Here is a 12,891-nt window from a genome sequence, read left to right as displayed (position 1 = left end):
GCCGGGATGTGTGATCTTGGGCGCATCGGACGTGCGGGGCGGGCGGGGGAGGAACGATCCGCCGGAGCGCCCCTCCCCACGGGGGGTCAGCAGGCGCCCACGTCCTGCCAGACACCCGAGCCGCCGGTGGACGGCGCCTCGCCCTGGGTCCACCAGCGGGCCTTCCAGGTGTGGCCCTGGTAGGAGACGGTGTCGCCGCCCACGTAGACCGTCCCGGCCGCGTAGGGACTGGCCGCACAACTGCCGCCCGGGGGCGTGGTGGGCGGCGTCGTCGGAGGTGTGGTGGGCGGTGTGGCACCGGCGAACCGCACCGAGAACTTGGTGAAGTCCCAGGCACCCTGCGGGACGCTGCTGCAGGTCCCGGAGGTGCGGCCGTTGTTGTCGGGCGGAGTGCACTGGCGGTCGCGGTTGACGGACCAGTTGGTGAGGCGGGCCATGTGGTGGGAGGTGGCGAAGTCCAGGACGGTCTGGAAGTCGGCCTGGGTGAAGAACTCCCCGGAGTCGCTGCGGCCGTTCATCTGCGAGATGCCCTCGTGGGCGTAGGCGGTGGCCTCGTCCCAGCCGAAGGTGGACCGCAGGACGGCGTTGAAGTGGGTCAGTGCGGAGGTCTGGGCGGCGGCGCCGTTGAAGCCGCCGTCGAACGGCATGATGGAGAAGTTGTCCGGAGTGAAGGACTGGGACTTGGCCTCGTTGAGCATCTGCTTGCCGAACCAGCCGGTGCCGTCGGCCGTCCCGGCGGTGGTGACGGAGAGATAGAGACCGGGGTTCTTCTGCTGGAGGATCTTGGCGGCACCGATCTCGTTGTGGATCGCCGCGGAGTTCTCGTACTCCGGCTCCTCCAGGTCGAAGTCGAGTGCCTTCAGGCCGTACTTGTCGATGACCTGCTGGTAGGCGGCGGCGGTCGCCTCCGGGGTGCCGCACGCCTGCCCGAGCTTGGTGCCGTTGTAGCCGCCGACGGACGCGGAGACGTCGCCGCCCTTCGCGCGGATCGCGGAGATCACCCCGGCCACCGCGGTGTCCGACGCCACCGGGTGGAGACCGTCCCAGGCCGGCGAGCAGCCGCCGCCGTCGGTCGCGAGGATGAAGGCGAGTTGGAACGCTTTGAGGCCGGTGGCGTCCATGACCGCGCCGGCGTCCGGCGGGTCGTTGTCGAGCGGCATGAGGTAGGGCGCCGCCGCGTACCAGTTGCTGGCCAGGGCCTTCGGGGCCGGGGCCGGGGCCGGGGCAGCGGTGGCGGACCGCGGGGCGGCGCGGTCGCCGGTGGCGAGCGCCGTGCCGGCGACGCCGAGCGCGAGAGCGGCCGCCGCGACACCGGCGGCGAGGGTTCTGAGGTGACGGGGTGGCACTTGACGAGGTGGCACTTGACCTCCACGAGCCGACGAGAAAGAGGGGGTGGTCCAGACCAATCGATCGACCACAGCGTGAACCTTCGCCGTGGGCACGTCAACACTTTGGACTGGGCCGGCGCACGAAGTACCGCCGCCGCGCCTGCCGGGAGACCACCGGGCCACAGCCTCGCCCGCGCCGAAGGGCTGTCGGCCGGACGATCACCTAGACTCGCGAAAATGGCCAAGTACTTCGACGTCCACCCGGACAACCCCCAGCGCCGCACCGTCACCACCGTCGCCGACGCCGTCCGCTCCGGCGCGCTCATCGCCTACCCGACCGACTCCTGCTTCGCCCTGGGCTGCCAGCTGGGCAGCCGCGACGGCATCGACCGCATCCGGTCGATCCGCAACCTCGACGACCGCCACCACTTCACCCTGGTGTGCCAGAACTTCGCGCAGCTGGGCCAGTTCGTGCACATCGACAACGACGTCTTCCGTGCGATCAAGGCCGCGACGCCCGGCCGCTACACCTTCATCCTCCCGGCGACGAAGGAGGTCCCGCGCCAGCTCCTCCACCCGAAGAAGAAGACCGTCGGCGTCCGGATCCCGGACCACACCGTCGCCCAGGCACTCCTCGCCGAGCTGGGCGAACCGCTGCTCTCCAGCACCCTGCTGCTGCCCGACGAGGACGAGCCGCTGACCCAGGGCTGGGAGATCAAGGAGCGCCTCGACCACGTCGTGGACGCGGTGGTCGACTCCGGTGACTGCGGCACCGAGCCCACCACCGTCGTCGACTTCTCGGGCGACGGCATGGAGATCGTACGGCGGGGCGCCGGCGACCCGGCGCGGTTCGAGTGACGGGCGGCGGAACGATGACGACCGGAACACGGAACGGCGTGATAGCCACGCTCGCCGCCGCGCTGGCCCTTCAGGCAGGCGTGGCCGCGGCGGCCCCGGCCCAGGCAGCTCCGATCCAGGCGGCCCCGGCGGTGGCGAGCGCCCCCGCCGCGGCCCAGGCCGCCACGCTCAGGATCACCGAGGGCCAGGTCGGCGAGGTCGGGCCCGGCGGCACGCTGGTCTACCCCGCGGTGACCAGCTGTCTGACGATCACCGTCCGCCTGGCCGACGGTGGAAAGATCGGCGCGCACGCCAGTCTGTTCCAGGTGCCCGGTGAATACCGGTCCGACCGGATCCTCGGCGCCGTCCGGCAGCGGATCGGGACGCGGGCGGTCCGCGCGGTGGAGGTCCGGGGCGCGGTCGGTGCCTGGTATCCCGGCTACTTCACCAAGGCGATCGAGAGCTACCCGGCGGGCGCGCAGATCCCGGTGCCCACCGCGCCCGACTCCGACGGCCTGGCTCGCGCGGTGGCGGACGGGCTCGGCCGGCCGCACACCAAGGTCACCGTCCAGGACCTCCCCGACGGGGACCAGACGGTGGAGTGAAGCGCCGAAGCGAACACTTCTTGAATACGGCAGGAAACGAGACGTCCTGCTGGGGCGGCGGCGCGCAACGGGCATCAACTGGCCCTATACATACGTAACTTGACGGCGACTCAGTCGGTGGCGGGGCGCACTCCGGTCCGGCCTCTTGACGCACCCTTCAGGAAGCTGAAGCATGCGACGGCGGGAGCGCGCTCCCCACCCCCCACGTCTTCACTTCCTGAATCAGGAGGGTCACCCATGAACCCTGCCTCCAAGGAACCCGCCGGCCCCGAACGCCCCGCCTCCGGACGCCCCACCTCCCCACGCCCCGCCGTCGGCCGCCGGGCCGTTCTCGGGGCCGCGGCCGCCTCGGCATCCGCCGTGCTCGGCCTGTCCCGTACCGCCTGTGCCGCTCCGCCGCGCCGGGCCCCGCGTGGTGACGTGCGCGGCGGCGGCGACCTCGGCCCCAACGTCCTGATCTTCGACCCGTCCACCCCGGACATCCAGGCCAGACTGGACGAGGTGTTCAAGCGCCAGGAGAAGGCCCAGTTCGGCACCGGGCGCTACGCCCTGCTGTTCAAACCGGGCACCTACCACGGCCTCAACGCCCAGCTCGGCTTCTACACCTCCATCGCCGGCCTGGGGCTGTCGCCCGACGACACCACCATCAACGGCGATGTCACCGTCGACGCCGGCTGGTTCAACGGCAACGCCACGCAGAACTTCTGGCGCTCCGCCGAGAACCTCGCCCTCGTCCCGGTCAGCGGCACCAACCGCTGGGCCGTCGCCCAGGCCGCGCCGTTCCGCCGGATGCACGTCCGCGGCGGCCTCGATCTCGCGCCCGCCGGCGACGGCTGGGCCAGCGGCGGCTACCTCGCCGACTGCCGGATCGACGGGACGGTGGAGCCGCGCTCCCAACAGCAGTGGTACGCCCGGGACAGCGCGGTCGGCGGCTGGTCCAACGGCGTGTGGAACATGGTCTTCTCGGGTGTCGAGGGCGCCCCCGGGCAGACCTTCCCCCACCCGCCCTACACCGTCCTCGACACCACCCCCGTCTCCCGCGAGAAGCCCTTCCTCTACCTCGAAGGCAGCGAACTCCGGGTATTCCTGCCGGAGTTGAGAACCGGGGCCCGTGGCGTCACCTGGGGCAACGGCACCCCGCGCGGCACCTCGCTGCCGCTGTCGAGCTGCTACGTCGCCCAGCCCGGCGTCTCCGCCGCCACCCTCAACCAGGCACTTGCCCAGGGCCTCCACCTGCTGCTCACGCCCGGCGTCTACCACCTCGACCAGCCGATCCGGGTGACCGCGCCGCACACCGTCGTCCTCGGCCTCGGCTACGCCACCCTCGTCCCCGACCACGGTGTCACCGCCCTGAAGACCGCCGACGTCGACGGCATCCGACTGGCCGGCCTGCTCATCGACGCCGGACCGGTCAACTCCGCCACCCTCCTCGAAATCGGCCCGGCCGGCGCCTCCGCGGACCACTCCGCCGATCCGACCACCGTCCAGGACGTCTTCCTGCGCATCGGCGGCGCGGGCCCCGGCAAGGCCACCACCGGCATCGTCGTCAACAGCCGGCACACCCTCGTCGACCACACCTGGGTCTGGCGCGCCGACCACGGCGACGGCGTCGGCTGGGAGACCAACCGCGCCGACTACGGCATCCGCGTCAACGGCGACGACGTGCTGGCCACCGGCCTGTTCGTGGAGCACTTCAACAAGTACGACGTGCAGTGGTACGGGCAGCGCGGCCGCACCGTCTTCCTGCAGAACGAGAAGGCGTACGACGCCCCGAACCAGGCAGCCGTCCAGGACGGCGACACCAAGGGCTACGCCGCCTACAAGGTCGCCGACTCGGTCACCACCCACGAGGCATGGGGCCTGGGCAGCTACTGTTACTACAACGTGGATCCCGGCATCGTCCAGCACCACGGCTTCGCCGCCCCGGACGCGCCCGGGGTGAAGTTCCACGACCTGCTGGTCGTCTCGCTCGGCGGCAAGGGCCGGTTCGAACATGTCATCAACGAGACCGGCGCCCCGACCTCCGGCAGCGCGACCGTCCCCTCCACCGTCGTGTCGTATCCCTGAGCCCCTCCGGGGCCCCGCGTGGACCAGTTCAGAGCACCAGCGCCGCCAGCACCGTCAGCCCGGCCAGGAACCACGCGACATAGTCGCCGGGGTGGCCGGAGTGCAGGCGGCGCAGCGGCACCGTCCAGCGGGCCGGTTCCCGGCGGACCGGCCGCCGCACGGCCAGCGCGGCACCGGCGGCGGCCAGTGCGGTGGCCACGAGGCTCCACAGCACCCCGGCCGCCGACCAGTGCGGCACACCGTCCGCCGCGGGCGGCGGGGCCGGGGCGCCGCGCAGCACCGAAGCGGTGTAGCCCGCGTGGTCGGTGAAGGCGCCGGCGGCCCGGCCGACCGCCGCGTGCAGCCCGGGGGCCAGGCCGGCCGCCAGTGCGCCGGCCAGCAGCACCGCGGGCACCACGAGCATGGTGTCGGGGATCCGGGACAGCAGCCCGCCCCGGGTCTCCGGCTCCTCGCCCGCACCGGTCGTCTCCTCGGACGCGTCGGTCGGGTGCCGCTGCCCCAGGCCCAGGAACACCCGGGCGGCGGCCCGCAGCACCGCGCCGCCGGTCGCCGCCGAGACCAGTACGCCCAGCGCCGTCGCCCAGCCGCCGGCCGCCTCCTCGACGGCCGCCTTGCCGAGCGCGGTGCCGAACGGCGGCAGCCCCGCCAGCGCCAGACCGCCCACCGCGAACAGCACACCCACCCGCGGCAACTCCCGCCCCTGACCGTGCAGTTCGTGTTCGTCGACGCTGCCGTAACGGTCCAGCAGGATGCCCACGCAGGCGAACAGGGCGGCCTTGACGCCCGCGTGCGCCAGGACGTACAGCGCGACCCCGCCGGTGCTCCGCGGGGTGAGCACCGCCAGACCGACCAGGAACAGCCCGATGTGCGCGATCGTGGAATAGGCCAGCAGCCGCTTCAGATGGCGCTGCAGCCAGCACATCACCGCCCCCAGCAGCGCCGTCACGACGCCCGGCGCCAGCAGCGCCCGGTGCACTCCGGCGGCCGGCAGCCCGCCCGGGCCGGCGAACACGGTCCAGTACACCCGGAGGGCGCCGTACAGGCCCAGCTCCACCATGACCCCGGACAGCAGCATGCACACCGGCGTCGGGGCCACCGCATGCGCGTCCGCCAGCCAGAAGTGGAACGGCACCGCCGCCGCCTTGACCAGCAGCCCGGCGACGATCAGGACGAACGCCGCCAGGACCAGGGCGCCGGCCCGGCCGGGATGGGCGTCCAGCCGGCTGCCGATCTGCGCCATGCCCAGCTCGCCGGTGCGCCCGTACAGCAGCCCGACGCCGAGCAGCGCGGCATATCCGCCCAGGGAGTTGACCAGCGCGAAGACCAGGGCACCCTGGACCGGGCGGGCCTCCTCGACGCGGTAGCCGGTCAGCGCGTACGCGACCGCGCCCATCAGCTCGAAGAAGACGAAGGCGTTGAACAGGTCGCCGGTGAGCGCGAATCCGCACATGCCCGCCTGGAAGAGCAGCATCAGGCCCGGGAAGGAGCCGGCGTGCCGGCGCGGCGGCTCGTCGAAGTACCGCCAGGCGTACGCCAGGGAGCCCAGGACCAGCACGGACACCAGCGCCGCGAGACCGAGGCCGACCGGGTCGCCGACCAGCACGATGCCCACTCCCGCACCGTGGTGCGGCCGCCACCCGCCCACCCACTCGGCCGGCCGGGGCGCGGCCGCGGGGGTGGCGGCCAGCGCCCCCAGCGCCAACGCTGCTGTCCCGGCCGAGAACAGACACCCCATCAGCTCCGCTGCGAAACGGGGCAGCCGCCGGCCCGCCCCCACCAGCAGCGCCGCGCCCAGCAGCGGTACGGCCACGAGCAGCGGAAGAAGCCGTGCGACGCTCACCCGCGCAACTCCCGGAGCTCGTCCGGGTCCACCGTGCGGTGCCGCTTGGCGATCTGGACGATCAGGCAGAGCAGCAGCGCGGTGACCGTGGCGCCGATGACGACGTCGGTGAGCACCAGTGCCTGGACCACCGGGTCGACCACCGGCCGGGAACCGGGCGTCACGTCCGAGAAGACCGGGGCGGTGGCGCCCTTCCGGTAGCCGACGGCGAGCAGCAGCACATACGTCGCCGACTGGCAGACCGCCAGGCAGCCCACCGCCTGGATCAGGTTGCGGCTGGTCGCCAGCCCATAGCACCCCGCCAGGAACAGCCATCCGGCCACCGCGTACGGCAGCACGTCCAGCCCGCTCATCCGCTCACCCCGCTCATGGTCGTTCCGGCCCGCCTCGTGCCGCGCCCCCGCCCCCGTTCCCGTCCCCGCCCGGGTCCTCGATCTCCACCGCCTGGTCCAGGAAACGGGCCAGCAGCACCACCACCCCGCAGGCCACCTCCACCCCGATCGCGGCGTTCAGCAGCGGGACGGTGCCGCCGGAGGAGAGCGTGTCGAACGTGCCGTAGGGCAGGACGTTGGTCAGGAAGGCGGCGCCCGCCACCAGCGCACCCGCGCCCACCAGCAGGTACGCGGCCTCGCCCGCGGCGTCCGCGACCTCGTACAGCCCCACCGGCCGGATGCGCTCCAGCGCCCGGTAGTCGACGGCGATGTAGAGCAGGTGCAGCGCCGTGGCGACGACCACCCCGCCCTGGAAGCCGCCGCCGGGGCTGAGTTGGCCGTGTGCCACGACGTAGACGCCGATCAGCAGCGTGACGGGCAGGGCGAGCAGCGCGTAGCGGCGGACCGGCGGGGAGACGGGCGCCGGCGCGGGCGGCCGGCGGTGCTCGTCCCGGGTCTGGCGGAGCAGTACCACGGCGCCCAGCACGGCGCCGAAGAGGATGGACTCCTCGCCGAGGGTGTCGAACGCCCGCTGGTCGAAGTTGACCGCCGAGACGACGTTGGCGGTGTGCCTGGCCAGCGCGGCCCGCACCGCCCGGTCGCCGTACGGGTGCCAGGAGCCGCCGAACTCCGGCAGCCCGGTGACCGCCGCGGCGAAGAGCAGCGCGAAGCCCAGACCGCCGAGGGCGAGCACCCACGCCCGCAGGCGCCGGCTCACTCCCGTTCCTCCCGCAGCTCGTCGCGGGCCCGGCGGCGGACCTTGCGGACGGCCAGCAGCACCATCAGCGGCGTCAGTGCCGAGCCGACCGCCAGCTGGGACAGGGCCACGTCCGGTGCCTGGAGCAGCAGGAACAGCAGCGCGAGGGCCAGGCCGAGCAGGGAGAGCAGAAACGACTGCCGGACGGGGTCGCGGACCAGCACCGTGGCGGTCCCGCTGAGCGCCACGAGGAGCAGTCCCAGCACCAGCGGCAGTTCGGACACGGGAGGTCTCCTCTCGTCACTCATGGGCTCGTCACTCATGGGCGGTGGTCCGGTGGGCCGCCGGCCCGTGCCCCGCTTCCCCGGCGGCCGCCACCGCCCGGCCCGCCACCGCGCTCCCCAGCGCCAACAGCCCACCGATGACCAGCAGTTTCACCATGGCCCGCCCGGGTCCGGCGGTCACGGCAAGCGGCACCACCACGGCCACCACTGCGACGTAGTTGAGGCCGGTCACCGCGCGCAGCGCATGCGACGGCGGCGGGCCGGCCGCCAGCCGTTCCGCGAGCAGTCGCGCGTACAGCAGCGTCCCGGCCGGGCCCAGCACCGCGAGCACCAGCGCCGGGTCCTGGTACGCGGGCCGGGCGAACCCCTGGGCCAGCAGCAGGACGACCAGGGCGAGCGCGGTGGTGGTGGCGTTCTGGGCGATCACCCGCCGCCCCACCGGACCGGTGGCGGTGCCCCAGCCCGCCGGAGCGACCCCGCACAGCAGCAGGGCCGTGGCCGCGGTGGTCCAGGCGTTCACCGGCCGCCGGACGCCCGTCGCGCGGCACCGGCGGCGACCGCGGCGAGCAGCGCGGCCGGCCCGCCCACCACCCACTCCAGGGCGTGGACCGTCGAGATCAACACCATCCACAACCCGGTCAACGCCGCCCACCAGGCGAGGAGTTCGCCGCCCTGCGCGAGCATCGACACCGCTCTCCGGCGCACCATCCGTACACCTCCCGCCGGCCTGTCCGGCTCCGCCGCCGGCCCCAGGCTCACACGGGTACCGGAGGCCGCCCGGTCACCGCGCCGGACGTTACTCCGACGGGGTGCGGCACGCCACGCCTGCCCGCCCGGTGGCCCTTCAGCCCACCTGGTACCCGAAGTCGTACGGGAAGGACGGCTCGCCGGCACGGCAGCGGTAGCCGCCCGACCCGCTCAGCCCGGCCAGCTCGCCGGTCGCCGATCCGGGCACCACCTCGAAGGTGCCGTGCACCGTGCCGTCGGCCTCGAAGCCGCCGCGTTCCTCGACGACGAAGGTGCCCTCCCGCCCGTCCAGCCGCCCGGTCAGCAGCTGCAGGCCGGCGAACGTCCCGGTCTTGTCCGAGGTGTAGACGATGGTGTACTCGCAGCTCGTACGGGCGGCCTCGATGCCGCCGGAGAAGGTGTTGACGACGGAGGCGCGGGCCAGGCGCGGGCCGGCAGCGTCCGAACCGACCGGGTGCTCCTCCCAATTGGCGTAGCTGATCCGGCCGGTGGTCCGCGTGGGCGTGGGCATGGGGGTGTCCTCTCGGTCCGCCGCACGGCTGGTGCGGCTGCGATGTGACCCCATCCTGATCGCCGTACCTGACATCTTCTGTCAGGTACGGCGGGACAATCGCGCCATGCGTGCCGACCGTCTTCTCGCCCTGCTCCTGCTGCTCCAGAACCGCGGCCGGATGACCGCCGCCGAACTCGCCGCGGAACTGGAGGTGTCAATCCGCACGGTCTACCGCGACATCGAGGCGCTCGGCGCGTCCGGCGTCCCGGTCCGCACCGACCGCGGGCCCGACGGCGGCTACCGCCTGATGGACGGGTACCGCACCCGGCTGACCGGGCTCACCGACGCCGAGGCCGGCGCGCTCTTCCTCGCCGGAGCCCCCGGCCCGGCCCGCGACCTGGGGCTGGGCGCGGTGCTGACGACCGCGCAGCTGAAGGTGCAGGCGGCGCTGCCGGCCGAACTGGCCGAGCGGACCCGGCGGATCCAGGACCGCTTCCACCTCGACGCCCCGGCCTGGTTCCGGGACGCCGACCCGGTCGCCCACCTGGCGCCGGTCGCCCGGGCGGTGTGGGAGCAGCGGGTGCTGCGCACCCACTACCTGCGCTGGCGCGGCGAGGTCCACCGTGAGCTGCGTCCGCTCGGCATCGTCCTCAAGGGCGGCATCTGGTACCTGGTGGCGCAGGTCGACGAGGCGGTGCGGACGTACCGGATCGCACGGTTCCTGGCCGTGGACCTCACGGACGAGACGTTCGCCCGCCCGGCCGGCTTCGATCTGGCGGCCTACTGGGCGGAGTCCGCCCGGCGGCTGGAGGCCACGCTGCACCAGGACACGGCGCGGCTGCGGATCTCCCCGCGGGCCCGCAAACTCCTGCCGATGTTCTACGGCGCCGCGGGCCGGCGGGCCTTGGCGGAGGCCGGGGAGCCGGACGCCGACGGCTGGACGGAGGTCGAGCTGCCGGTCGAGGGCCCGGCCGTGGCCGTCGGCGATCTGCTCCGGCTGGGCGCGGAGGCGGAGGTGCTCGGACCGCCGCCGCTGCGCCGGGCCGTCGAGGAGGCGGTGGCCGCCCTCGCCGGCCGGTACGGGGCGACGGCCGTTGGAGGGGAGTGACCGGTTCAGTGCACCGTGGCGCGGGCCGCGGCGTACGCCGCGCGGACCCGCCGGCCGGGCGCGGGGTCGGCCGGGGCGGGGATCTCGCGGGCCGCGGGGTGCGGCCAGGGCGGCGGTTCGGGAGTGCCGGACAGCGCCCAGGCGGCCTGGCGGGCGGCGCCGAGGGCCACATACTCCTCGGGTGCGGGCACGGTGACCGGTACGCCGAAGATCTCGGCGGCGATCTCGCCGACCACCGGCGCCCGGGCCGCCCCGCCGATGACCAGCACCCGGCGGGCCTCGACGTCCTGGTCGCGCAGCCGGTCCAGGGCGTCGGCCATGTTGCACAGCATGCCCTCGACGGCCGCGCGGGCGAGGTGCGGCGGGTGCATGTTGGTGTGGCGCATGCCCAGCAGACTGCCGGCGGCGTCGGGGAGGTTGGGAGTGCGCTCGCCGCCGAGGTAGGGGAGGAGCACCAGCCCGCCGGCTCCGGACGGGGCCGTACGGGCCAGGCGGTCGAGGTCGTCGAGGCCGACGCCGAGCATCCGGGCGGTGGAGCTGAGGACCCGGGCGGCGTTGAGGGTGCACACCAGGGGCAGGAAGCGGCCGGTGGCGTCGGCGAATCCGGCGACGGCGCCGGTGGGATCGCCGATCGGGTGTGCGGCGACGGCGAAGGCGGTGCCGCTGGTGCCGAGAGAGATCACCACATCGCCCGGCTCGATGCCCAGCCCCAGCGCGGCCCCCATGTTGTCGCCGGTCCCCGCCGCCACCAGGACGCCCTCCGGTGTGTGCCCTGCCGCTTCCAACGGGCCCAGCACGCGGGGGAGTTGGGGCGTACGGCCGCCGAAGGCGAGGGACAGCAGGTCATGGCGGTAGGTGCCGTGCGCCGGGGACCAGTAGCCGGTGCCCGAGGCGTCGCCGCGGTCGGTGACCGGTTCGGCGCGCGTCCCCGGCCCGCCGCACAGCCGCCAGGTCAGCCAGTCGTGCGGCAGCAGCACCCGCGCGGTGCGGTCCGCGTGCTCCGGCTCGTGCTCGGCCAGCCAGCGCAGTTTGGCGACGGTGAGGGCGGCGACCGGCACCGTGCCGACCGCCTCGGCCCACTTCTCCGGCCCGCCCACCTCCTCGACGAGGTCCGCGGCCGCGCGCGCCGAACGGGTGTCGTTCCACAGCAGGGCGTCGCGCACCGGCCGGCCGGCCGCGTCCAGCGCCACCAGCCCGTGCTGCTGTCCCGCCACGGCGACGGCGTCCACGTCCGCCAGCAGCCCGTCGCCGGCTTCGCGCAGCGCCCGCCACCAGGCCGCGGGCGCGACCTCGGTGCCGTCGGGGTGGGCGGCGCGGCCCCGGCGGAGGATCTCCCCGGTGTCGGCGTCGCAGACGACGACCTTGCAGGACTGGGTGGAGGAGTCCACCCCGGCAACGGTGGGCATGACGGTGTCGCTTCCGGTCAACTGGACGAAAAGAGAAGGGAGTTCAGCTCTGCGGGTGGATCTGGATCTTGCGGCCGGAGCCCTCCCGGAAGGTCTGCAGGGCGGCGCCGAAGTCGTCCAGCGGATAGCGGTGGGTGATCATGGTGTCGGCGTCGATGACGCCCTTCGCCATCAGGTCCACCGCGCGCCCGAAGCTGTGCAGCACGGCCATCGACCCGACGATGGTGATCTCGTCGTTGTAGACCCGGAACGGCGAGAAGGACGCCGTGGCGGCGGACGGCGCGACGCCGAACTGCTGGAAGGTGCCCCCGCGGCGGACCCGGCCGAGGCCGTCCTCGATGACCGGGATCACACCGGTGCAGTCGATGACGGTCTCCCAGCCCTGCGGGCGGTCCAGCTCCGCGGCGCTCACCGCGGTGGCGTCCGCGCCGAGCCGTTCGGCGATCCGCAGCCGGTCGGTGTTGAGGTCGACGACGGACACGGAGGCCGCGCCCGCGGTCCGGGCGAGCTGAAGCATCATCAGGCCCATGGTGCCGGCGCCGTAGATGAGGTAGTGGTCGCCGAGGCGGCGCGGCAGCACGTCGAAGCCGTGCACCGCACACGACAGCGGCTCTATCAGCGTGCCCTGAGCCACGTCGACGCTCTCCGGCAGCCGGTAACAGTTGGCGGCCGGCACCTTGACGTACTCGGCCATCGCACCGTCCACGGTGTCACCGATCGCGCCCCAGTTCTCGCACAGGTTGCCCCGGCCGTTCGCGCAGTAGTGGCAGGCCCCGCAGAACAGCGACGGATCGACGGCGACCTGTTCGCCGGTGCGCAGCCCGGTCACCCCGGCCCCCAGCGCGACGATCTCGCCGGTGAACTCGTGGCCGGGGATGATCGGATACGGGGTGGGCGCGAACTCCCCCTCGACGATGTGCACATCGGTGCCGCAGATGCCCACCGCGGCGGGGGCGACGACGACCTCGCCCGGGCCCGGAGTCGGGTCGCCGACGGTGGTGACCTCGTACTGACCGGGGGTGTGGATGACGACGGCGCGCATGGCAAG

Annotated in this window: 14 protein-coding genes; 4 read left to right on the top strand and 10 right to left on the bottom strand. The window is 73.7% G+C overall.

Going from position 1 to position 12,891, the window contains the following annotated elements; translation table 11 throughout:
- Window positions 1-86 precede the first annotated feature (86 nt).
- The gene (locus tag ACRAS8_RS02315; RefSeq protein WP_438484051.1) at window positions 87-1,346 is read right to left on the bottom strand and encodes a chitinase; all 1,260 of its coding nucleotides are present in this window, start codon (window positions 1,344-1,346) and stop codon (window positions 87-89) included.
- 219 nt (window positions 1,347-1,565) lie between these two features.
- On the opposite strand from ACRAS8_RS02315, the gene ACRAS8_RS02310 reads away from it, so the two are divergent.
- The 3 genes from ACRAS8_RS02310 to ACRAS8_RS02300 all read left to right on the top strand — a co-directional run bounded on the left by ACRAS8_RS02310 (window position 1,566) and on the right by ACRAS8_RS02300 (window position 4,837).
- A complete protein-coding gene (locus tag ACRAS8_RS02310; RefSeq protein WP_018537611.1) occupies window positions 1,566-2,186 on the top strand; it encodes an L-threonylcarbamoyladenylate synthase in 621 nt (206 codons plus the stop codon).
- 14 nt (window positions 2,187-2,200) lie between these two features.
- Window positions 2,201-2,770: a hypothetical protein gene (locus tag ACRAS8_RS02305; RefSeq protein ID WP_438484050.1), complete on the top strand. Its 570-nt coding sequence runs from the start codon at window positions 2,201-2,203 to the stop codon at window positions 2,768-2,770.
- Window positions 2,771-3,007: 237 nt separating this feature from the next.
- The gene (locus ACRAS8_RS02300; RefSeq protein ID WP_438484049.1) at window positions 3,008-4,837 is read left to right on the top strand and encodes a coagulation factor 5/8 type domain-containing protein; all 1,830 of its coding nucleotides are present in this window, start codon (window positions 3,008-3,010) and stop codon (window positions 4,835-4,837) included.
- Window positions 4,838-4,865: 28 nt separating this feature from the next.
- Here ACRAS8_RS02300 and ACRAS8_RS02295 read toward each other — a convergent pair whose 3' ends face one another.
- From ACRAS8_RS02295 to ACRAS8_RS02265, 7 genes are all read right to left on the bottom strand, one after another.
- Entirely contained in the window at window positions 4,866-6,677 is a 1,812-nt protein-coding gene (locus tag ACRAS8_RS02295; protein WP_438484048.1) for a complex I subunit 5 family protein, read from the bottom strand.
- Window positions 6,674-7,030: a sodium:proton antiporter gene (locus ACRAS8_RS02290; protein WP_438484047.1), complete on the bottom strand. Its 357-nt coding sequence runs from the start codon at window positions 7,028-7,030 to the stop codon at window positions 6,674-6,676. The genes ACRAS8_RS02295 and ACRAS8_RS02290 overlap by 4 nt, the downstream gene beginning before the upstream one ends.
- A 13-nt stretch (window positions 7,031-7,043) precedes the next feature.
- Complete coding sequence (locus ACRAS8_RS02285) at window positions 7,044-7,826, bottom strand: MnhB domain-containing protein (RefSeq protein WP_438484046.1); 783 nt, start codon at window positions 7,824-7,826, stop codon at window positions 7,044-7,046.
- The gene (locus ACRAS8_RS02280; RefSeq protein ID WP_438484045.1) at window positions 7,823-8,113 is read right to left on the bottom strand and encodes a hydrogenase subunit MbhD domain-containing protein; all 291 of its coding nucleotides are present in this window, start codon (window positions 8,111-8,113) and stop codon (window positions 7,823-7,825) included. The genes ACRAS8_RS02285 and ACRAS8_RS02280 overlap by 4 nt, the downstream gene beginning before the upstream one ends.
- A 7-nt stretch (window positions 8,114-8,120) precedes the next feature.
- Window positions 8,121-8,609, bottom strand: a complete 489-nt coding sequence (locus ACRAS8_RS02275; RefSeq protein WP_438484044.1) for a monovalent cation/H+ antiporter complex subunit F — start codon at window positions 8,607-8,609, stop codon at window positions 8,121-8,123.
- Window positions 8,606-8,797, bottom strand: a complete 192-nt coding sequence (locus ACRAS8_RS02270) for a hypothetical protein (RefSeq protein ID WP_438484043.1) — start codon at window positions 8,795-8,797, stop codon at window positions 8,606-8,608. The genes ACRAS8_RS02275 and ACRAS8_RS02270 overlap by 4 nt, the downstream gene beginning before the upstream one ends.
- 136 nt (window positions 8,798-8,933) lie before the next feature.
- Window positions 8,934-9,347 carry a DUF3224 domain-containing protein gene (locus tag ACRAS8_RS02265; RefSeq protein WP_438484042.1) on the bottom strand — a complete coding sequence of 138 codons (414 nt, stop codon included), beginning with the start codon at window positions 9,345-9,347 and terminating at the stop codon, window positions 8,934-8,936.
- A 106-nt stretch (window positions 9,348-9,453) separates the two neighbouring features.
- Between ACRAS8_RS02265 and ACRAS8_RS02260 the strand changes: the two genes are divergently transcribed.
- Window positions 9,454-10,437, top strand: coding sequence for a helix-turn-helix transcriptional regulator (locus ACRAS8_RS02260; protein ID WP_438484041.1), 984 nt, complete (start codon window positions 9,454-9,456; stop codon window positions 10,435-10,437).
- A gap of 5 nt (window positions 10,438-10,442) precedes the next feature.
- Here the strand turns inward: ACRAS8_RS02260 and xylB are convergent, their stop codons facing one another.
- The gene (gene xylB / locus ACRAS8_RS02255) at window positions 10,443-11,843 is read right to left on the bottom strand and encodes a xylulokinase (RefSeq protein ID WP_438484040.1); all 1,401 of its coding nucleotides are present in this window, start codon (window positions 11,841-11,843) and stop codon (window positions 10,443-10,445) included.
- Between the two features lie 43 nt (window positions 11,844-11,886).
- Complete coding sequence (locus ACRAS8_RS02250) at window positions 11,887-12,885, bottom strand: zinc-dependent alcohol dehydrogenase family protein (protein ID WP_438484039.1); 999 nt, start codon at window positions 12,883-12,885, stop codon at window positions 11,887-11,889.
- Between the last annotated feature and the right edge of the window lie 6 nt (window positions 12,886-12,891).

The sequence above is a fragment of the Streptomyces sp. S186 genome (assembly GCF_051603415.1).
Classification (GTDB): Bacteria; Actinomycetota; Actinomycetes; order Streptomycetales; family Streptomycetaceae; genus Streptomyces.
This window is presented reverse-complemented; position numbering and strand designations above follow the sequence as displayed.

Coding starts and splice junctions, on each gene's coding strand:
- ACRAS8_RS02310 (WP_018537611.1), top strand. CDS start 1,566: ATGGCCAAGTACTTCGACGTCCACCCGGACAACCCCCAGCGCCGCACC.
- ACRAS8_RS02305 (WP_438484050.1), top strand. CDS start 2,201: ATGACGACCGGAACACGGAACGGCGTGATAGCCACGCTCGCCGCCGCG.
- ACRAS8_RS02300 (WP_438484049.1), top strand. CDS start 3,008: ATGAACCCTGCCTCCAAGGAACCCGCCGGCCCCGAACGCCCCGCCTCC.
- ACRAS8_RS02290 (WP_438484047.1), bottom strand. CDS start 7,030: ATGAGCGGGCTGGACGTGCTGCCGTACGCGGTGGCCGGATGGCTGTTC.
- ACRAS8_RS02280 (WP_438484045.1), bottom strand. CDS start 8,113: ATGAGTGACGAGAGGAGACCTCCCGTGTCCGAACTGCCGCTGGTGCTG.
- ACRAS8_RS02270 (WP_438484043.1), bottom strand. CDS start 8,797: ATGGTGCGCCGGAGAGCGGTGTCGATGCTCGCGCAGGGCGGCGAACTC.
- ACRAS8_RS02265 (WP_438484042.1), bottom strand. CDS start 9,347: ATGCCCACGCCCACGCGGACCACCGGCCGGATCAGCTACGCCAATTGG.
- ACRAS8_RS02260 (WP_438484041.1), top strand. CDS start 9,454: ATGCGTGCCGACCGTCTTCTCGCCCTGCTCCTGCTGCTCCAGAACCGC.
- xylB (WP_438484040.1), bottom strand. CDS start 11,843: ATGCCCACCGTTGCCGGGGTGGACTCCTCCACCCAGTCCTGCAAGGTC.
- ACRAS8_RS02250 (WP_438484039.1), bottom strand. CDS start 12,885: ATGCGCGCCGTCGTCATCCACACCCCCGGTCAGTACGAGGTCACCACC.